The following is an 18291-nucleotide window of genomic DNA, read 5'->3' as shown; positions in this document are numbered from 1 at the left end:
GAGGACGGACCGTCCGAGAAGATCTCCCGGCACCGTGACCGTCCGAGAGAGGAGCCACTCGTGGCTCAGTACGACGTCTCGAACCGCTCGGCGATCGTGACGGGAGCAGGCAGCGGAATCGGACGCTCGACCGCGCTGCTGCTCGCCCAGAACGGCGCATCCGTCGTCGTCAACGACCTGAACGCGGACAACGCGAACGCGGTCGTCGAAGAGATCCGCGCCGCCGGCGGCACCGCCGAGGCATCCGTCGGAGATGCGACCGACACCGACTGGATCGCCAGCTCGGTCGAGCTCGCGAACACGCTCGCCCCGCTGCGCATCGGCGTCAACAACGCCGGCATCGGCGGAGCATCCGCCCCCACGGCCGAATACGACGACGAGGCGTGGGACAAGGTCATCTCGATCAACCTCAACGCCGTCTTCCGCAACATGAAGGCGCAGATCCCGTCGATCCTCGCGAACGGCGGCGGCTCGGTCGTCAACATCGCGTCGATCCTCGGCAGCGTCGGCTTCGCCGGCTCTCCCGCCTACGTCGCCGCGAAGCACGCGGTCGTCGGCATGACCAAGTCGGCCGCACTCGAGTACTCCGCCCAGGGCGTGCGCGTGAACTCGGTCGGCCCCGGCTTCATCGACACCCCGCTGCTCGCCACCATGGGCGACGAGGCAAAGGCATTCCTCGTGAGCAAGCACCCGATCGGCCGTCTCGGCCAGGCCGACGAGGTCGCGAACCTCATCGCCTTCCTCGCCAGCGACGCCGCCAGCTTCATCACCGGCAGCTACCACCTCGTCGACGGCGGCTACACCGCCCTCTGAGGCTCGGCCGCCGCGCGCCTCTCAGCGCTGGGCCCGTGTGCAGGACGAAAGCACGGATGCGGGACGAGATCGACCATCTCGTCCTGCATCCGTGCTTCGGTCCTGCATCCGGCACCGACCTACCCGTCGACACCGGACCAGGGCCTGCATCCGGCACCGACCTACCCGTCGACACCGGACCAGGTCACCTCGGAGTTCCCGCCCCGAGGAAGTCAGGCGAGGCGGTCCAGCCGCAGGGTCGCCGTCGCGCTGTGCGCGGCCATGCCCTCCGAGTCCGAGATCACCTGCACGGCGTTGGCGAGCTCGGGCGTCGCCTCGCGGCTGATGCGCTGATACGTCAGCGGCTTGAGGAACCTCGACACCGAGAGACCCGCGCTGTGCTTGGCCCCACCGGCTGTCGGCAGCACGTGGTTCGTACCGGCCATCCCCTTGTCCGAGTACGCGACAGTGCTCCACGGCCCGAGGAAGATCGAACCGTAGTTGCGCAGGTTCTCGTGGTACCAGTCGTCGTCGGCGGTGAGCAGTTCGAGGTGCTCGGGGGCGAGGTCGTCCATGAGGGCGACTGCGGTCTCTCGGTCCTTCACGACCGTGACCACGCCGTAGTCGCGCCAGGCAGCCCCGGCGATATCGACGGTCGCGAGCGTCTCGAGCTGTCGCTCGATCTCGGCGATCACAGCATGCCCGTGCTCTTCGGATGTCGTGATGAGCGCGGCGGGCGAGTTCGGCCCGTGCTCCGCCTGGCCGAGCAGATCCGCCGCGACCAGCACGGGGTCGGCGGTCTCATCGGAGATGACGGCGACCTCGCTGGGCCCTGCCAGCAGGTCGATCGCCACAGTGCCGAAGAGCTGGCGCTTGGCCTCGGCCACGAACGCGTTGCCCGCGCCCACGAGCATGTCGACGGGCAGGTCACCGAGCAGCCCGTACGCCATGGCGGCGAGCGCCTGCACGCCACCGATCACGAACACCCGGTCGACACCCGAGAGATGTGCGGCATAGACGACGGCGTCGTTCGCCGCGCCATCGGGCTGAGGAGGAGTGCACGCGATGACGGTGGGCACGCCCGCAGCCTTCGCGACACCCACGGTCATGAAGGCGCTCGCCGTGAGCGGGAAGCGCCCGGCCGGAAGGTAGGCGCCCACGCGTGAGACCGGGATGTACTTCGCGCCCGTCACGATGCCGGGAACGAACTCGGTCTCGAAATCGGTCAGATGCTCGCGTGATGCGCGGGCGAAAGCCTGGGTGCGCTCCGCGCCGAGCTCGATCGCCGCACGGAGGTCGGGAGCGAGGCGGTCACCACTCGTGGCGATCTGCTCGGCGGTGAGCTCGATGTCGGTGCCCTGATAGTTGTCGAGCTTGCGGGCGTAATCGAGCACCGCATCCATGCCGCGCTCGCGGATGTCGGCGAGCATGCTCGTGACGGTCTCGATCACTGCCGGATCCCGCTGCGCGGCGGGGGCATCGATGAGCGGGGTCTTGAGGTGTCGGAAGTCGCCGTCGAAGCGGGCGAGGACGGCAGAGGAGTAGCGCATGCAGGAAGGCTAGATCCGCCGCATCCACGAGACAACCCTGATGGTCCGTGGTGATCCATCGGGTTTACCATTGGATATGACCATCACGCAGCTGACCGCCTTCCTCGCTGCACTCGATGACGGCTCGTTCACCGCGGCGGGCAGGAGCCTGGGCATGACTCAGGCCTCGGTGTCAGAGCTCGTCGCGCGGCTCGAACGCGAACTCGGCGTCACTCTCTTCGCGCGCGGCAGTCGACGCCTCGTGCCGACGGCCGCTGCACTCGAACTGCGCCCCCACGCGGCGCAGGCAGTGAGCGCGGTGCAGAACGGGATCGACACCATCCACTCGCTCACCTCGCTGGACCGCGGCACCTGCACGTTCGGCGTGCTGCGCAACGCGGCGTATTACGCGCTGGCAGACCTCGCAGAGACCTTCCATCACCGGCATCCGAACGTGCGGCTGCGGCTGGTCGGCATCAACTCGGCGCACGTGGCGCGCTCGATCGCCGCAGGAGAACTCGAGGCCGGGCTGCTCGTGCTGCCGGTCGACGAAGACGGCCTCGAGGTGCGCCCGCTCTTCCGCGACGAGGTGCTCTACGCCTCGGCCACACGGCCACCAGAAGCAGGCGCCGTCACGGTCGACGAGGTCGCCGAAGCCAAGCTGGTGCTCTACGACGCCTTCGCCGGATGGGACGACCCCACGAGGCGCCAGCTGCTCGAACGCGCACGGCTGCGCGGGCTCACCATCGAACCCGCGGTCGAGGTCGAGCACGTCGAGACAGCACTCAGCCTCGTCGCCGCAGGCACGGCCGACACGATCGTGTCCCGCTCAATCGCCGAATCCGAAGCGTTCCCCGTCGGCATCCGTACGTTCCCGTTCGCCGAGCCGATGCACGACACGATCGCGCTCGTGCAGCGCGAGGGCGTGCTGCTCTCACCCGCGACGCAGAAGCTCGCCGAGCTGGCAGAGCGGATGCTGCGCGAACGCCTTCCGGAGCATCAGGGGCGCACGGCCCTCGGCTGAGGCCGACTCCGGGTGGGCGGGCGGCGCCGCCTCGCCAGCCCACCGCACGCCGTTTGCAGGACGAGAGCACGGATGCAGGACCAGATCGGCGATGCCACCCTGCATCCGCGCTTCGGTCCTGCATTCGGCACGGGTCAGGACACGACCGGCACGGGGTCAGTTCCTGCATCCGTGCTCAGGTCCCACATCCGGCACGGGGTCAGGTCCGGCACCCGGCACGGGGCCGGACTTCACATACCCGCTCAGTACAGGTCGGCCCGACGGTCGGCGAACAGGTCGTTGTGCGGCGGCAGCGCCTTGCTGCGAACGGCGTCCAGCGACAGCACAGCCGTCGCCCCCATCACGGCGCGGAACGCGACGATCCAGCCCTGCTCGTCGATGATCGCCGTGCCGTCGGTCCACGCGACCCCGCGCTCGGAGCCCCAGCGGTCGGCGATCACGACCGGCAGCCGCGACGACCGCGCAGACGCCATCGCCTGGATCAGCTCGGGAGCGTGTTCGCCCTCAGGGCGAGGGACGAGTGGCCAGTTGACGGGCAGCGCGAGCACATCGGCACCGGCGAGGGCGAGGCGGCGGGGCACCTCGGGGAACTCGTTGTCGTAGCAGAGCGCCACCCCGAGGCGCCCGAACGGAGCCTCGACCACGATTCCGGCCTCGGAGCCAGTGTCGAAGACGAGCTTCTCGTCACCCCACAGGTGCGACTTGCGGTAGTCCGCCAGGCGCACGTCGTGGGTGAGCACGGCGGCGGTGTTGAAGAGACGGTCGCCGTCGCGTTCCGCGTAGCCGACCACGACGACGGCATCCTCGGGGATCGCCTCCTGCAGCGAAGCCCATCGAGGGTCGTCGGCAGCCATCGCCGCCTCGCGCGCCTCCTCCGGATCGGCGAACACATAGCCGCTGATGGCGAGCTCGGGCAGCACGATCAGCTCCGCCCCGCGACGAGCGGCCGCCGAGATCGCCGAACGGATGCGGTCGAGGTTGCCGTCCAGATCGCCGATCAAGATCTCGGGCGACAGCGCCGCGACGCGCAGCCCCCCGGCATCCGCTGCACCCGCACCATCCGCGGAGACGCCGGGGCGCGAGGAGCCGGCAGCCCCTCGCGCCCCTGTCGTCTCAGTCATCTTCGGTGGCGGTGACCATCACTCCGAGCGGGGCCAGGTAGCCGTTGGGGTCGATGGTCCAGTCGGCGGCAGCAGCGGCCTCGACGACCTCGGGAGCCCACTCGAGGTAGACGCGGTCGTCGCCGCCGTTGATCACGAGGACCGTTCCGGTGCCGGTCTCATCGCCCTCGACGCAGACATACGAACGCCAGCTGCCCTCGGGCACCGAGAACGTGTCGCCGGCGCCGAGCGTGACCGCGGTCGACGGGTCGCCGTTGAGGGTGACCTCCCAGCGACCGGTCTTGAACAGCAGCGCCTGCGTCTTGTCGTGCCGGTGGCGCAGCACACCCTGCCCCGCCTCGGCTCGCACCCACGCGAGGTTGAACGAGTGGGGCTCGGTCACGTTCGGTACCTGGCGACGGTTCTCGCTCATGCCGTACCCGATCGCGGTGGCCAGTTCGACACGACCGCCGTCGACCGCTGCACAGAGCAGCGCCGCCGCCGAGTACTTGCGGTCGCCCGGCTGGATCACGCGCGAGCGCATGTCCTCGACCGTGTAGGTCGTGAGCTCGTCGATGTAGTGCTGCTTCATCGGCGTGATCAGCGGCACGTCGTCGGGCAGCACGTCGCCCGCGACCGTGTCGATGAGCTTGTTGTCGGCCGTCAGGTGCAGCCCGTACGACTCGGCCTCGCGCAGCACCGAGGGGCCCCAGATGATGCCGCCGTTGTCGTCGCGACCGAGCACCGTGTAGAGGATGCCGTCATCCGGCCCCTCGTTGGTGAAGCCGCGGAAGATCCACGTGGGGATCGTGACGATGTCGCCGTCGTGGCTGATGTACTCGCCCTGCTTGCCGTCTACGCCCCACCGGAGTCGGAACTCGCCGCCGAGGTTGATGAAGACCTCCGCGGTGAAGTGCAGGTGCAGGTTGTTCGAGATCCCGTTCGGCATGCCGGCCGCGCCGGTGTTGAAGCCGTGGTTGACCTCGAGGTTCACGTACTGGCTGGCGTTCTGCGAGACACCGGCTCCGATGAAGGAGTAGTTCTCCTTGCGGTCGGACCCCGGGGTGCGGCAGTCGATGAACGCCGAGTTGCACGGCACCCAGTCGGAGCGACGGATGGTGCGGCGTTCGATCTCGTTCGCGTCGACGATGACGTCGGCCGCGTCGACGATGGCGTTGCTCATTTCTTCTTCTCCTAGTCGATCAGTCGTTGATCAGTAGATGTTGCTGAAGGCGGCGGGCTCGTCGCCGCGGGCGCCGGCGATCTGAGCGCGCAGCGCGATGTCGTCCCACAGGCGTACCTCTTTGACGAGGGCCCCCTGGTGGAAGGTGAACTGCGAGATGCCAATCAGGTCGACCGGCTTGCCGGTGAGGCTTCCGTAGTTGGGGGCGCCGTTGTAGTCGCCGACGAACTTCCACGTGACGGCGACCCGGAGGCCCGCATACCGCACGTCGTAGTTGGTCTGGATGTCGCGGATCTCGAACTGTCCGGCAGGGAATGACTCGAGGAACCGCAGCAGCGCGCGCCGGTACCCCTCGGGGCGGATGACGACCCGGTTGCCGACCGTGAGCAGCACGAGGTCGCGGTGGAAGAACTTCTCGACCTTCTGCAGGTCGCGCTCGTTCCAGACCGTCTGGATCATGTCGATCACGGTCTCGACCTCGGCACGATGGTCGTCGGGCCGGACACCCGAGTCGCCCTTCGCGATCGGGTCGACCGGCGCCGACTCGAGCCATGAGCCCGAGTAGCCGCGGAAGGCCTGCGCACGCGCGAGCTCATCGAGGTCGTCGCCCCGCTCGAGCGCGCCGGCGAGCGAGTCGCGCACGACCCACTCCTCCACCATGCGGCCCTTGCGATAAAGGCAGTTGGCGATCGTGCGACTGTGGGATGACGTCTGCAGATGGCCCGAGAGCACCAGGTGCGAGCTGAGGAACGCATCGTCGCCGCGCGCCTCCCAGATCACGTCTTCGGCTTGGCCGGTGCGGTCGGGCGTCGCCGAGATGCGCATGAGCGTTCCCTCGATGACCTCCTGACGCGTGGTCGATGTGCCGTAGGCGCCGTGCACGATCGAGTCGGGCTCGTAGTTTTCACGGATGAAGCTGATCGACCGATCGACCCAGATCAGATCGGTGACTTCACGGATGAAGTCGTCGGGGTCTTTGTACGGCAGGTAGGCAACCGGGTCGAGAGACACGCTTTTCACTCCTTCGAGATGCGAAGCTGCGGTTCATCGGTGATCGCTGGCTTCGTCTCCGTCAGTGTATGCGTATGCACAAACGGACGCAAGAGACGATCCTGCGCACACGGTGATCATCGCCGGGAGGCGAGGTCAGTCGGCGCGCACGGCCGCGAGAGTGCTGCGGGAGACGAACACGGACTCGAAGCGCGTCTTCTCGAGTTCGGCCTGCGGGTCCTCGATGCGACGCACGATGAGGTCTGCGGCCGTGCGAGCCATGCCGGCGATGTCATAGCCGATCGTGGCCAGGTCGATGATCGGCCAGGCCGCCTCCGGCAGGTCGTCGAATCCGAGGATCGAGAGATCGTCCGGCACCCGCAGACCCGCGCGGTGGGCGGCGTTCAGCGCTCCGTAGGCCACCACGTCATTGCCGCAGAACAGCAGAGTCGGACGGTCGCCGCCCGCGAGGATCTCGGATGCCGCCGCTTCGCCCTCCGCGGCCCCGTAGGGCACACGCCGGACATCGCTCTCGTTCAACGCGACACCCTCCGCGGCCAGCGCGTCGCGCAGTGCCGCCTCCCGACTCTGCGCCGTGCTCGTGTTGCTCGGCCCCAGCACCGCGCCCACCCGCGTGTGCCCCAGTTCCACAGCTCGCCGAACAGCGTCTCGATATCCGGGTCCGGGGTCGACCACCGTGGCATCCGCCTCGACGAACGAGCCGGTGCGGTTGAAGTACACGAACGGCAGGCCACGGTCCTTCAGACGCAGCGGCGCGACGGACTCGACCGTGGTGGTCGCGAGGATCACGCCGTCGAGCCCGTTGGCGAGCAGACGCTCGACGATCGTGTCGTTGTCGGCCGACTCGGTGTGCAGCATGAGCTGGTAGCCGAGAGCCTCGAGCTCCCTGTGCACCGGGGCGATGATGTGCGAATAGAACTGGTTGTCGAGATCGGTCAGCAGCAGGCCGATGCGCCGGGTGCGTCCGGACGACAGGGCACGCCCCGCTTCGCTCGGCACGTAGCCCAGCAGCTGGGCCGCTTCGCGCACTCGAAGCTTCGTCGCCTCGGACACCCGCGCATCGTCGCGCAGTGCGCGTGACACCGTCGGCTGCGAGACACCCGCCAAGCGGGCCACATCACGACTCGTGACGACCATCTGGCGCCTCCCCCTCGATCTCACGGATTCTACTGCTCTTGACGCCCGAATGCATACGCGGTCATAATCAGCACATACGTATGCAACGGAAGGAAGGGCCATGCCCCTGCATCTCAAGACCGCGCCGACGAAGACGTTCGCGGACACCGCTCAGCAGGACGTCGCCGAGCGGGTGAGAGGAATCATCGGCGACATCCGCGAGAGCGGCGACGCCGCCGTGCGACGGTACGCCGAGCAGTTCGACAACTGGAGTCGCGACTCGTACCGACTCTCCGACGACGAGGTCGCCCAGATCATCGGCACGCTCGACGCACAGGTCATCACCGACATCGAGTTCGTCCAGAGTCAGGTGCGGCGGTTCGCTCAGGCGCAGCGCGATTCGCTCGTCGACATCGAGGTCGAGACGCTTCCAGGGGTGTTCCTCGGCCAGAAGCATGTTCCCGTGCAGGCCGCGGGGGCGTACATCCCCGGCGGCAAGTACCCGCTGACGGCGGCCGCACACATGACGATCATCACCGCCAAGGTGGCCGGCGTGCCCCGCGTGGTCGCGTGCACCCCGCCCATCCGCGGCGAGATCCCCGCGGCGACCGTGGCCGCGATGAAGATGGCCGGTGCAGACGAGATCTACATCCTCGGCGGAGTGCAGGCCGTCGCGGCGATGGCCGTGGGCACCGACACGATCGAGCCGGTGAACATGATCGCAGGGCCGGGCAACGCCTACGTCGCAGAGGCCAAGCGGCAGCTGTTCGGCGAGGTCGGCATCGACCTGTTCGCCGGCCCCACCGAGATCCTCATCGTCGCCGACGAGCACGCAGACCCGTTCTTCACCGCGGTCGATCTGCTGTCTCAGGCCGAACACGGCCCCGACTCCCCTGCGGTGCTCGTCACGACCTCGCAGACGCTGGCCGAAGAGGTCATGGACTGGATCGAGAAGATCCTTCCCGGCATGCCGACCCGCGATTACGCGGGACCCGCCTGGCGGGACTGGGGTCAGGTGATCGTCGCCGACGACCTCGACGAGGCCTACCGGATCGCCGACGACTTCGCCTTCGAGCACGTGCAGATCTTCACCCAGAACCCGCGCGAGGCCCTGACGAAGATGCATGACTACGGCGCGCTCTTCCTCGGCGAGAACACCTGCGTCTCGTACGGCGACAAGGTGATCGGCACGAATCACGTGCTGCCGACGCTCGGTGCCGCGCGCTACACGGGCGGGCTCTGGGTGGGCAAGTACCTGCGCACCGTGACGTACCAGGAGGTGCAGAACACCGAGTCGTCTGCCGAACTCGGTGCCGTGTGCGGTCGCGCTGCACGGGTAGAGCTGTTCGAGGGGCATGCTCGGTCCGGGGATGCGCGCGCCTGGCGGCATGCCGGCACCGAGTTCGCCTGGATCGACGAGAGCCACGCCGCAGTCGGCGCGGAGACGCGGTGACCGACCTCGCCGGTCGCACTGCCGTGGTCACCGGCGGCGGCAGCGGACTCGGGGCGGCGATCGCCCGGGCGCTGCACGCCGCCGGCGCCCACGTCGTGCTGGTCGGTCGCGACGCCGAGAAGCTCGATCGGGTCTCGGCCGACCTGGGCTCGCGGGCGCGGGGGATCGCGTGCGACGTCGCCGACCCGGCATCCGTCGAGGCGCTGCGCGAGCAGCTCGTCGGCACCGAGGTGTCGATCCTCGTCAACAACGCCGGCATCCCTGGTCCGGTCGCGGCCCTCACCGACATCCATGTCGCCGACTGGGACGAGGTCTTCGCCGTCAACGTGCGCGGTACCTTCCTGCTCTGCAAGGCGCTGCTGCCCGGAATGGTCGAGCGCGGCGACGGCGACGTGATCAACGTGGCATCCGTGTCCGGCAAGCGTCCGCTGGCGCATCGCACGCCGTACTGTGCCTCGAAGATGGCCGTGATCGGGCTGACATCGACCCTCGCGTTCGAGGTCGGCCCCGCCGGTGTGCGCGTGAACTCGCTGTCGCCGGGTCCGGTGCAGGGGCCGCGCATGGAGCGCAACTTCCGCCTCGAAGCCGAGAGATCGGGCACGAGTGTCGGCGATGCCGAGCAGGCCTTCGTCTCGCGCGCAGCGCTCGGCCGCATGGTCACCGAAGACGAGGTGGGCGCGGCGGTCATCGCGATGCTCGGGATGCCGGGCATGTGCGGTGCCGACATCGACCTCTCGGCCGGGATGGTGGCGTGATGCCGTCGCTGCGCGCCAGGGCCCGGGCGGGCGAGAAGCTGATCGGCGCCCTGCTGCGGATGCCGTCGGAAGAGCTCGTCGAGATGCTCGCTGTCGCGGAGTTCGACTTCGTGCTCATCGACTGCGAGCACGGACCGGCCGACCTCGTCGCCCTGCGCCAGCACATCGCGCTCGCACAGGTGCACGACGTGCCGGTGATCGTGCGGGTCGGCGAAGGCGACCGGGGGCAGATCCTGCGGGTGCTCGACCAGGGCGCAGAGGGCATCCTGGCGCCGCACCTCGATACGACGACGGATGCCGAGGCGTTGGTGTCCGCGTCGATGTATCCGCCCGTCGGTGACCGAGGCTTCGCGACCTACAGCCGTGCGGGGCGCTTCGGGCTCGTCGACCCCGCGCAGCACCGCGACTGGTGGCTCGAGAACACGCTGGTGCTCGGCATGATCGAGTCGCCCCGCGGAGTCGCGAACGTCGATGCGATCATCGCGGTGCCGCGACTCGATGGCATCATGGTCGGTCCTGCCGACCTCGCGGCCAGCTCCGCCCCCGAGGATCTGCCGGTGCCAGAGGCGATCGCTGCGGTGCATTCCGCCCTGGCTCGGGCCGGCTCGCTGCGCATGGACATCGTCGGAACCAGGGATGCCGCCAGCGCGGCCTTCGTCGACGGCGCCGACCTCGTGGTCTACAACCTCGCATCCTCGCTCATGGCGCATCTGCGCGGTCTCGCGACACCCGCGCGCTGAGCACGCCCGCGCGCTGAGCGACGCGGGGTGAGCGACCGCGCTGAGCGACCGGGCTGAGCGGATCTCTGCCATCCGAGGACCCCGCCCACCCCGTCGGGAGGAGAACACCCCGTCGGGAGGAGATTCCCCCGGATTCTCTCCTCCCGAGAGGGAGTTCTCCTCCCACGAGGGCGTCGGCGCGATGACTCCCGCACCAGTGGCTCAGAGTCGCTGCTGCGACATCCACGACCGCACGAGACGCCCGAACTCACGCGGCCGCTCGAGTGGCAGCAGATGACCGGCATCCAGTGTCACGAGCCGTGCGTCTGGCATCGCCGACACGATCTCGGTGTGGAAGTGCGGCGGGCATATGACGTCGTCGAGCCCTGACACCACGAGCGTCGGCATCGGCAGGTCGGGCAGGCGGGCGAGCAGATCGGTGCGCGTGAGCTGCATCCGCAACTGCGCCCGCAGCCGCTCCAGGCCTGTCTCTTCCCCCATGCTCAGCGTCCGCTGCACCAGATCTGGTCGGTCGCGCACGAGCGCCTCCCCGAGAAGCGGAGAGAGGATGCTCTCCTGCAGCCCCCTCGGTTCGCCGCCCTCGTCGAGCTGCGCGAGCCAGTCGCCCCATCCTGCGCGCTGCGCATCGGTCGGCGTCTTGGCGTTGGTCGAGACGAGGCAGAGCCCCGCGACACGTGACGGCGCGGCGAGCGCGAGTGCCATGCCGACGATGCCGCCCAGGGAATGCCCCACCACCACGAACCGATCGGGCAGCCCGTCGAGGAGCGCCGCGACCTGATCCGTGATGGTGGGGCGATCCAGCAGTGGCCGGATCGCCCCGTCGAGTCCGCCGTCGGCCCAGAGATCAGCGGTGCAGTTCATGCCGGCGAGCAGCACGAGCGGCGGGGCTGCGACCGGCACGTCAGCCCTTCACAGCACCGTCGCTGAGGCCGGCGACGAGGTACTTCTGCGCGATGAATGCGATCACGAACACCGGGATCGTCAGCAGCATGGATGCCGCTCCCGCCTGTTGCAGCATCGGCAGAGTCTGCCCGAGCTGCGTCGCGATGAAGACCGGCACGGTCTTGGACGAGGTGTCGGTGAGCACGAGCGCAGTCAGATACTCCTGGAACGCGAAGAGGAACACGAAGATCCCGGCGGTCAGGATGCCCGGGCCCATCAACGGGATCATGACCCTGCGCAGCATCCCGATCCTGGTGCAGCCGTCGATCATGGCGGCTTCGTCGAGCTCCTTGGGGATCTCGGCGAAGAAGTTGCGCAGCAGCCAGATGGTGAATGGCTGGTTGATCGCGACCAGGGCGATCGCCAGGGCGAACGTGGTGTCGTAGATGCCGAGCGCTCGACTGATGTCGTACATCGGCAGCACCACGGCGAAGCGGGGCAGCGCGCGGAAGACCAGGGCGACCACGAGCAGCAGAGCCGAGACGTAGCTCGGGAACCGCGAGAGCGCATACGCCGCGGGGATGCCGATGACAAGGGCGATCACCGTCGAGACCACTGCCACGACGAGGGTGTTGATCAGGTAGTCGGCGAAGTACGTGGTCTCCCAGAGGTCGACGAACGCCTGCAGCGTCGGCTGGTAGTCCCAGAGCACGGGAGGGTTCGAGAAGGCGACGTCGGTCGGCTTGGTGACCGAGAGCATCATCCAGATGAACGGGCTGAGCATCACGATGCAGAGGATCGCGAGGAGCAGGCCGGTGATGACCGGCGGACGGCTGGGGCCGCGGCGGCGGCGCTTCGACGCGCCGCTCGTGATGATGGCCCTAGTCGAGAGCTCGGAGGAGGTGAGACTCATCGTTCTGCCTTCGCTTCCTTGAAGATGTCGCGGATGAAGGGGATCAGCATCACGAGGATCAGGAGGATCGTGAGCACGTTGATCGCGCTGCCGAGCCCGAGCTTCTCCGCCCCGTCGGCGAACGCGACCGAATAGACGTAGAGCATGATCGACTCGTTGCCGATCGACTGCGCCTGCGGCGACAGCGGGATGAGGTTGTCGAACATCCTGAGCACGTCCATGATCGTGATCAGAGTCACGAATCCGAGCACGCCCTTGATCGTCGGGATGATCACATTGAGGTGGGTCTGGAACCCATTGGCGCCGTCGATCTTGGCGGCTTCCTTGAGCTCGGCCGGCACTCCCTGGAGACCCGCGAGGATGATCAGCATGGCGAACGGCAGCATGTGCCACACGGTGTTCGCGATCACCAGGATGCCGTTGGGCACCTGGTCGGTGAACCACAGCACCTGTGATCCGCCGAAGAAGCCGATCAGCCGGTTCACGACGCCGCCGAAGTTGTCGTCGAACAGCCACGAGAACGCGACGGCGCCGACGAGGTTCGGCAGCACGTACGACACCAGCATGATCCCGAGAACCAGCGGACGTGATGTCGTGATGCGGTTGATGCCGGTGGCGATGATGTAGCCGGCCACCAGCAGGATGATCGTCGTGATCACGGTGACGGTCACCGTGAAGAGAACCGCCTTGTGGAAGCGCGGGTCCGTGAGTGCGTCGGTGAAATTCGACAACCCCACGAAGGTTCCCGGCGTGCCGTATCGGACCTGCTCGAAGCTCCACTGCACCGTGCGCACCAGGGGCAGCACCAGCAGAGCGCACATCACCACCAGACTCGGGGCGAAGAGCAACCAGAATTCGCGTGCCTTCATGTTCGTCCCTCCTGAAAGGACTGCGGCCTGAACCTCGAGTTCAGGCCGCAGTCATCGACCGATGGTCGGGGTCAGCCGGCGATCTTCTCGCCGGCGGCCTGCATCTGCGCGAGTCCGTCGTCGACGGAGACGTTGCCGTTGAGGATCTCGACCAGGATCGGTCGGATCTCGTTGGTGATGTCGGCGATGACCGGCGACACGATCGGAGGTTTCGCCGAGGCGAGCGAGTCGTTCGCCGCGGCGCCGTAGGGAGAGTTCTCGTCGGTGACCATGCCCTCGCGCGCCGGGTAGGCGGCGGGGACCGACGCTGTCGACGCGTCTTCGCTGACGGCCGAGGCCATCATCACGAACAGCATGTCGTGGTCGAGCTTGGTGTTGAACGGGATGGACCAGCCATCGATCGACAGGCGGTTGTACGAGTACGCGGCGTCGTCGGAGATCTTCGGAGCACCCGCGAAGCCGAACGAGTCGGACAGCTTCGAGTTGGCCGGCAGGGTGAGGTCGATCATGCGTCCGGAGAACATGATGGACATCGCCGCGGTGCCGTTGAACATCTGCTGCTGCACCTTGGGCTGATCGAAGGTGGTGACCTGCGGGTCCATGTAGGGCTTCAGCGCGAGCATCGACTCGACGGCCTGCTTGGCCTCGTCGGTGTCGAGGGTGACCTCGCCGTCAGCGGTCACGAAGTCGGCGTCGACCGAGTTCATCGCGGCCTGGAAGCCGGTCGTCACGTCGCTCGTCGCGAGCCACGGGAGGGCGATCGGGTAGTCCATGAGGCCCTCGGCCTTGATCGCCTCGGCGGCGGCGATCATCTCGTCGAAGGTCGTCGGCACCTCGAGCCCGAGGTCTTCGAAGATGTCAGTGCGGTAGGCCATGACGAACATCTGCGCCTGCATGGGCAGCGCGTAGAGCTCGCCGTCGAACGACATGCCCTCGCGCATCGACTCGCTGATGTCACCGAGACCGTAGTCGTCGGCATACTTGTCGAAGAGATCGTTCAGCGGGACGAGCTTCTCGTCTTCAGCCAGACTCGGGATCACGAATCCGTAGGTCTCGACGATGTCGTACGTGCCGGTCTCGCCCGAGAGCGTGGCAGTGGTCTTGGTCACCTGGCCGCCGAAGTCGATCGGGTCGTGCTTCAGCGTGACGTCATCGGTCGAACAGCTCGAGACCATGGTGTCGGTGAAGGGGTCGATGGCGGAGGAGTTGTATGCGAGGACGTTGACCGTGGTCTTGCCCTCCGGAGCGGTGTAGTCGCACGACACCGTTGTCGCGTTCTCGTTGTCGGTGCGGGTCCCGGCGCCGCAGCTGGAGAGGGCGACCATGCCCACAGCTGCGAGGGCGAGTACCGGCAGTGCCCGATGCTTGATGTGTCCCATGTCGCTGATGGTATACGTATGCAACGGACTTAGGGAAGCCTACATTCCAGGAAACTTTAGGGATTGAATACGTATACTGCGGAAACGCGCGCCGGGGTGGGCCCGGACAGGTTCGGCATCCGCCCGCCGACGCCGACTAGCCCCGCGGTCGACGCTTCTCGAGCACACCGGCGAGCAGTACCGCGACCGCTGCCGCAGCCGGCGCCACGATCAGTCCGGCCCGCAGGCTCTCGGTGTCGGCGATGAAGCCCACGAACGGCGGCGAGAGCAGGAATCCGAGTCGCAGCAGCCACGACACGATCGTGAGGCCTGCCCCCGGCCGCAGACCCGGCAGCTCGTCCGCCGCATGCATGGCCGCTGGAATCAGCGTCGCGATGCCGAAGCCGACGGCGGCGAACCCGGCGATCGTTCCGGGCACGCTCGGGAAGAGGAGCGCGAGGGTCATGCCCGCCGCGGCGATCAACCCGCCGACGCGGGCCACGGCGCGCTGGCCGAACCGGTCGGTCATGCCGTCGCCCAGCATCCGTCCGATGAACTGCGCTCCCACCAGCGCGATGAATCCGAGGGGTGCGATCGCGGCCGCAGCACCGAGAGATTCGCTGAGGTAGAGGGTCGCCCACGAGTTGCCGGCGTCCTCGGCGATCGCCCCGGCCATCGCGATGAGGGTGAGCGCGATGAGGATCATCACGGTCCGCGGGCTCACACCACGGCGCACCGCGGTCTTCAGTTCGACCGGCTCGGCCGTCGCCTCGGCATCCGCCTCCTCGTCGCGACCGGGCAGGCAGAACCAGAGGGCGGTGAATGCGACAGCCGCGAACACCGCGGTCGAGATGCCCAGGTGCACGCCGAGCGGAAGCTGCAGCGCGATCGCCGCTGCGGCCATGCCGCCACCGAGCACGGCGCCGATCGACCAGATGGCGTGGAACGAGTTGATGATCGAGCGGCCGTAGCGCCGCTGCACTCGGAGCCCGTGCGCGTTCTGCGCGACATCGGTGACCGCATCGAAGGCCCCGCCGAGCAGCAGGGCGACCGCGAACAGGATGCCGGAGGGCGCGAGGGCTGCGGCGAGCAGCCCGAGTCCTGTTCCGATCGTTCCGATCACTGCGATCCGCGCCGAGCCGAATCGGCGGATCAGCACGGCCGCGAACAGTCCGGCGGCGATGGCGCCTGCCGGGAAGGCGGCGATCGCGAGGCCGTAGCCGGCGTTGTCGAGCTCGAGTGCCGCCTTGATCTCCGGGTACCTCGGCAGGATGTTGGCGAACAGCGCGCCGTTCGTGAGGAACAGCGCCGAGACGGCGATCCGCGCGCGACGGGTCGCCCGGTCCACGGCGGGCCGTCGAATCGATTCGATCGAAGTCATAGCAACGACGGTACACGCCACGGGCCGCCGTGGAAAATCGCCTCCGCGCAGCCGGGGCCGAGGCACCTCGACGCCGCGACCAGGGTCCGCGTCAGCCCAGCAGCGGTTCGACCCGAGCAGACTCCCCGACGCTCGCCGACGCCGCGGCGATCGCGGCCTTCGCGTCATCGAGACGGTCGAACTGACCGATGAACTCGGACTGCGCCCCGAACGCCCGGAAGCCCTCGCGGGGCGTCCCGGTGATCGACCCGAGGAACTGACGTCGGTCGTTGCCGACGTGGAAGCCGGGGTCGACCTCGACCCACAGCCCTCGAGGCCGCGAGGCTCCGCGAACCCGCGCACTCGTCGCCGCCTTCGCGGCATTCCTGATTCGTGCAGACATGGTTCACGCACTCATCGCGTGCAGGGTGCGAGACCCGTCGAGCGCGCGGGCGAACTCGTCGCGGGTGAGGTCGAGGCCTCCGCCGGAGCTCGCGGCGTTCATCATCGCGACCACCAGCGAACGATCGACATCCGTCTCCTCGGTCATGGAGAAGCGCAGAGGAATCGACGCGTGCACCCAGATCGTCTCGGCGACCCCGTCACCCATCGCGAGCGTCAGAGGAAAGGACTCGTTTCGCCGCAGCTTGGTCACGATCACGAGCCGCAGGTGCGTCAGCAGCCGATCGTCGACCTCGATCGGCGTTGCCGTGTTGCCGTACGTCAGGCGTCCCATGTGCTCTCCCTCAGACGAACATTTCCCTTGAGAGATAGATTACTAGGTTACCTAGCTAAATCATAGTCGAACCTAGGGAAGGTCGCCGATCTCCTCCGCCAGACGTCGCAGAAAGCGAGTGATCGCGTCGGTCTGATCCGGGGTGAACTCGCTGGCGAGCGACTCGATACGCTGCGTCAGCTCATCGGCCTGGGCGTTGAGGTCGCGGAGCGAGGGACGCAGCACCTTTGACCGAGCATCGGCAGGATGCGGCCCCACGACGATCTGACCACGCTCTTGAAGTCGACGCAGGAGGCTCGTGATCGCCGCCGTGCTGACGTTCAGGTGAGCGGCGAGTCCGCCCGGTGTGGCGGGGGCGTCGTCAGAGGCGTCGAGGATGTACCTCATCGCCTCTCGATCGGTGTCGTTCGGCGCACGCACGGCGGCAAGGCGTCGCCCGAACTGGGCCTCCGCCCTGCGGAGTTCATCGACACGTGCGACGAGTTCGGTCGCCCGTGTCGTCGTCTCGGTCCTGCTGTTCATGCGTCACCCCCTGACCCCTCCATGGTACTCGAGAAACAGGTAACCAGGTTGCCTAGTGAAATCCAATGCGACCAGCCACTCTTACGAGGTGAGATGATGGAATTCTGGGAAAGGGGAGTCATGGTCGAGCGATTCGCACTCGAAGATGCCGGGTACATCATGTACGCCGACATGATCGATCGCCTGCGCGCGGACTTTCCTTCCGTGCCCACGTGGCGGATCGACCAGATCGTCACGGCCGAGCATGACGCGATCACCGGTGGGATCCTGCGGATCGTGCCAGCCGAGGTCGAGTCCGGCGCGGCCGAGATGCTCGCACGCGAGGTGGAATCCCGTGGAAGTGAAGAAAGCCTGAGCGACGATGGCGAGGTGGCCTGATGGAGCGCCCTGAGGAGTTCGGCCGGTCGGGCTACTGGTACCCCGAGTCCGACAGCGCGAGCACGGTCGACGTTCTCAACATGCTGCGTCGCTACCGCTCGGCCGAGACGGCGATGCGGGCACGCACCCGCGTCTCGATGAAGATGAACGAGACCGACCTCGTAGCCCTGCGCTTCCTGCTGCGTGAGCAGCGCGCCGGTCGCATCGTCCGAGCGATCGACATCGCCCGCATGCTCGACATCTCCACGGCGTCGACGACGACGCTCATCGACCGCCTCGAGAAGGGCGGGCACGCGAAGCGAGAGCCGCATCCGACCGATCGGCGCGCAGGAATCGTGGTGCCGACGGTCAGCAGCGACGACGAGGTTCGCGAGACCCTCGGTGCGATGCACAGGCGGATGCTGGCGCTCGTCGACGAGATGAGCGACAAGGAACGCGCAGTGGTCACGCGGTTCCTCGCCGGCATGACCTCCGCCATCGAAGAGGCGTCGGATCTCGACCAGGAGCTGCGCGACGTCATCCGCTCGCACGAGGAATCCGAGTCCTCCGGCGAGTAATCGCCGAGAGCCG

General features: G+C 67.7%; 20 protein-coding genes. 7 read left to right on the top strand and 13 right to left on the bottom strand.

Annotated features, from left to right (window positions below; genetic code table 11):
• Positions 1-60 precede the first annotated feature (60 nt).
• Positions 61-813, top strand: coding sequence for an SDR family NAD(P)-dependent oxidoreductase (locus tag ACZ0AA_RS15140; RefSeq protein WP_463513447.1), 753 nt, complete (start codon positions 61-63; stop codon positions 811-813).
• Between the two features lie 212 nt (positions 814-1025).
• Here the strand turns inward: ACZ0AA_RS15140 and hisD (ACZ0AA_RS15135) are convergent, their stop codons facing one another.
• On the bottom strand, positions 1026-2342 hold the full coding sequence (hisD, locus tag ACZ0AA_RS15135) for a histidinol dehydrogenase (protein ID WP_463513446.1): 1317 nt from the start codon (positions 2340-2342) through the stop codon (positions 1026-1028).
• Positions 2343-2418: 76 nt separating this feature from the next.
• On the opposite strand from hisD (ACZ0AA_RS15135), the gene ACZ0AA_RS15130 reads away from it, so the two are divergent.
• Positions 2419-3345, top strand: coding sequence for a LysR family transcriptional regulator (locus ACZ0AA_RS15130; RefSeq protein ID WP_463513445.1), 927 nt, complete (start codon positions 2419-2421; stop codon positions 3343-3345).
• A 242-nt stretch (positions 3346-3587) separates the two neighbouring features.
• Here the strand turns inward: ACZ0AA_RS15130 and ACZ0AA_RS15125 are convergent, their stop codons facing one another.
• From ACZ0AA_RS15125 to ACZ0AA_RS15110, 4 genes are all read right to left on the bottom strand, one after another.
• A complete protein-coding gene (locus ACZ0AA_RS15125) occupies positions 3588-4466 on the bottom strand; it encodes a nitrilase-related carbon-nitrogen hydrolase (RefSeq protein ID WP_463513444.1) in 879 nt (292 codons plus the stop codon).
• Complete coding sequence (locus tag ACZ0AA_RS15120; protein WP_463513443.1) at positions 4459-5628, bottom strand: cupin domain-containing protein; 1170 nt, start codon at positions 5626-5628, stop codon at positions 4459-4461. Before ACZ0AA_RS15120 ends, ACZ0AA_RS15125 begins: the two co-directional genes overlap by 8 nt.
• A 30-nt stretch (positions 5629-5658) precedes the next feature.
• The gene (locus tag ACZ0AA_RS15115; RefSeq protein ID WP_463513442.1) at positions 5659-6639 is read right to left on the bottom strand and encodes an ester cyclase; all 981 of its coding nucleotides are present in this window, start codon (positions 6637-6639) and stop codon (positions 5659-5661) included.
• Between the two features lie 135 nt (positions 6640-6774).
• Positions 6775-7776: a LacI family DNA-binding transcriptional regulator gene (locus ACZ0AA_RS15110; RefSeq protein WP_463513441.1), complete on the bottom strand. Its 1002-nt coding sequence runs from the start codon at positions 7774-7776 to the stop codon at positions 6775-6777.
• Between the two features lie 100 nt (positions 7777-7876).
• On the opposite strand from ACZ0AA_RS15110, the gene hisD (ACZ0AA_RS15105) reads away from it, so the two are divergent.
• The 3 genes from hisD (ACZ0AA_RS15105) to ACZ0AA_RS15095 are packed head-to-tail and all read left to right on the top strand — an operon-like array spanning position 7877 to position 10703.
• Positions 7877-9208: a histidinol dehydrogenase gene (hisD, locus tag ACZ0AA_RS15105; protein WP_463513440.1), complete on the top strand. Its 1332-nt coding sequence runs from the start codon at positions 7877-7879 to the stop codon at positions 9206-9208.
• A complete protein-coding gene (locus ACZ0AA_RS15100; protein WP_463513439.1) occupies positions 9205-9963 on the top strand; it encodes an SDR family NAD(P)-dependent oxidoreductase in 759 nt (252 codons plus the stop codon). The genes hisD (ACZ0AA_RS15105) and ACZ0AA_RS15100 overlap by 4 nt, the downstream gene beginning before the upstream one ends.
• Positions 9963-10703, top strand: coding sequence for an HpcH/HpaI aldolase family protein (locus ACZ0AA_RS15095; protein ID WP_463513438.1), 741 nt, complete (start codon positions 9963-9965; stop codon positions 10701-10703). The genes ACZ0AA_RS15100 and ACZ0AA_RS15095 overlap by 1 nt, the downstream gene beginning before the upstream one ends.
• Before the next feature lie 201 nt (positions 10704-10904).
• On the opposite strand, the gene ACZ0AA_RS15090 is transcribed toward ACZ0AA_RS15095, so the two are convergent.
• From ACZ0AA_RS15090 to ACZ0AA_RS15055, 8 genes are all read right to left on the bottom strand, one after another.
• Positions 10905-11603 carry an alpha/beta fold hydrolase gene (locus tag ACZ0AA_RS15090; RefSeq protein ID WP_463513437.1) on the bottom strand — a complete coding sequence of 233 codons (699 nt, stop codon included), beginning with the start codon at positions 11601-11603 and terminating at the stop codon, positions 10905-10907.
• Between the two features lies 1 nt (position 11604).
• Positions 11605-12498 (bottom strand): carbohydrate ABC transporter permease, encoded by an 894-nt coding sequence (locus tag ACZ0AA_RS15085; protein WP_400862922.1) that lies wholly within the window; start codon positions 12496-12498, stop codon positions 11605-11607.
• The gene (locus tag ACZ0AA_RS15080) at positions 12495-13367 is read right to left on the bottom strand and encodes a carbohydrate ABC transporter permease (protein ID WP_463513436.1); all 873 of its coding nucleotides are present in this window, start codon (positions 13365-13367) and stop codon (positions 12495-12497) included. Before ACZ0AA_RS15080 ends, ACZ0AA_RS15085 begins: the two co-directional genes overlap by 4 nt.
• Positions 13368-13438: 71 nt before the next feature.
• A complete protein-coding gene (locus tag ACZ0AA_RS15075) occupies positions 13439-14746 on the bottom strand; it encodes an ABC transporter substrate-binding protein (RefSeq protein WP_400862926.1) in 1308 nt (435 codons plus the stop codon).
• Positions 14747-14882: 136 nt separating this feature from the next.
• On the bottom strand, positions 14883-16106 hold the full coding sequence (locus ACZ0AA_RS15070) for an MFS transporter (protein ID WP_463513435.1): 1224 nt from the start codon (positions 16104-16106) through the stop codon (positions 14883-14885).
• 91 nt (positions 16107-16197) lie between these two features.
• Entirely contained in the window at positions 16198-16488 is a 291-nt protein-coding gene (locus ACZ0AA_RS15065) for a hypothetical protein (protein WP_400862932.1), read from the bottom strand.
• A gap of 3 nt (positions 16489-16491) precedes the next feature.
• On the bottom strand, positions 16492-16821 hold the full coding sequence (locus tag ACZ0AA_RS15060) for a DUF7882 family protein (RefSeq protein WP_463513434.1): 330 nt from the start codon (positions 16819-16821) through the stop codon (positions 16492-16494).
• A 72-nt stretch (positions 16822-16893) separates the two neighbouring features.
• Entirely contained in the window at positions 16894-17343 is a 450-nt protein-coding gene (locus tag ACZ0AA_RS15055) for a MarR family winged helix-turn-helix transcriptional regulator (protein ID WP_400862935.1), read from the bottom strand.
• Positions 17344-17463: 120 nt separating this feature from the next.
• Between ACZ0AA_RS15055 and ACZ0AA_RS15050 the strand changes: the two genes are divergently transcribed.
• Both ACZ0AA_RS15050 and ACZ0AA_RS15045 read left to right on the top strand, forming a co-directional pair.
• On the top strand, positions 17464-17721 hold the full coding sequence (locus tag ACZ0AA_RS15050; RefSeq protein ID WP_463513433.1) for a hypothetical protein: 258 nt from the start codon (positions 17464-17466) through the stop codon (positions 17719-17721).
• Complete coding sequence (locus ACZ0AA_RS15045; RefSeq protein WP_463513432.1) at positions 17721-18278, top strand: MarR family winged helix-turn-helix transcriptional regulator; 558 nt, start codon at positions 17721-17723, stop codon at positions 18276-18278. Before ACZ0AA_RS15050 ends, ACZ0AA_RS15045 begins: the two co-directional genes overlap by 1 nt.
• Positions 18279-18291: the final 13 nt, after the last annotated feature.

It is taken from the genome of Microbacterium sp. AC035 (genome assembly GCF_979258485.1).
This window is presented reverse-complemented; position numbering and strand designations above follow the sequence as displayed.

What these genes read in the sequence shown, in the direction of transcription:
- hisD (WP_463513446.1), bottom strand. Translation starts at nt 2,342, where the DNA reads ATGCGCTACTCCTCTGCCGTCCTCGCCCGCTTCGACGGCGACTTCCGA.
- ACZ0AA_RS15130 (WP_463513445.1), top strand. Translation starts at nt 2,419, where the DNA reads ATGACCATCACGCAGCTGACCGCCTTCCTCGCTGCACTCGATGACGGC.
- ACZ0AA_RS15125 (WP_463513444.1), bottom strand. Translation starts at nt 4,466, where the DNA reads ATGACTGAGACGACAGGGGCGCGAGGGGCTGCCGGCTCCTCGCGCCCC.
- ACZ0AA_RS15120 (WP_463513443.1), bottom strand. Translation starts at nt 5,628, where the DNA reads ATGAGCAACGCCATCGTCGACGCGGCCGACGTCATCGTCGACGCGAAC.
- ACZ0AA_RS15110 (WP_463513441.1), bottom strand. Translation starts at nt 7,776, where the DNA reads ATGGTCGTCACGAGTCGTGATGTGGCCCGCTTGGCGGGTGTCTCGCAG.
- hisD (WP_463513440.1), top strand. Translation starts at nt 7,877, where the DNA reads ATGCCCCTGCATCTCAAGACCGCGCCGACGAAGACGTTCGCGGACACC.
- ACZ0AA_RS15095 (WP_463513438.1), top strand. Translation starts at nt 9,963, where the DNA reads ATGCCGTCGCTGCGCGCCAGGGCCCGGGCGGGCGAGAAGCTGATCGGC.
- ACZ0AA_RS15085 (WP_400862922.1), bottom strand. Translation starts at nt 12,498, where the DNA reads ATGAGTCTCACCTCCTCCGAGCTCTCGACTAGGGCCATCATCACGAGC.
- ACZ0AA_RS15080 (WP_463513436.1), bottom strand. Translation starts at nt 13,367, where the DNA reads ATGAAGGCACGCGAATTCTGGTTGCTCTTCGCCCCGAGTCTGGTGGTG.
- ACZ0AA_RS15075 (WP_400862926.1), bottom strand. Translation starts at nt 14,746, where the DNA reads ATGGGACACATCAAGCATCGGGCACTGCCGGTACTCGCCCTCGCAGCT.
- ACZ0AA_RS15070 (WP_463513435.1), bottom strand. Translation starts at nt 16,106, where the DNA reads ATGACTTCGATCGAATCGATTCGACGGCCCGCCGTGGACCGGGCGACC.
- ACZ0AA_RS15065 (WP_400862932.1), bottom strand. Translation starts at nt 16,488, where the DNA reads ATGTCTGCACGAATCAGGAATGCCGCGAAGGCGGCGACGAGTGCGCGG.
- ACZ0AA_RS15060 (WP_463513434.1), bottom strand. Translation starts at nt 16,821, where the DNA reads ATGGGACGCCTGACGTACGGCAACACGGCAACGCCGATCGAGGTCGAC.
- ACZ0AA_RS15055 (WP_400862935.1), bottom strand. Translation starts at nt 17,343, where the DNA reads ATGAACAGCAGGACCGAGACGACGACACGGGCGACCGAACTCGTCGCA.
- ACZ0AA_RS15050 (WP_463513433.1), top strand. Translation starts at nt 17,464, where the DNA reads ATGGTCGAGCGATTCGCACTCGAAGATGCCGGGTACATCATGTACGCC.
- ACZ0AA_RS15045 (WP_463513432.1), top strand. Translation starts at nt 17,721, where the DNA reads ATGGAGCGCCCTGAGGAGTTCGGCCGGTCGGGCTACTGGTACCCCGAG.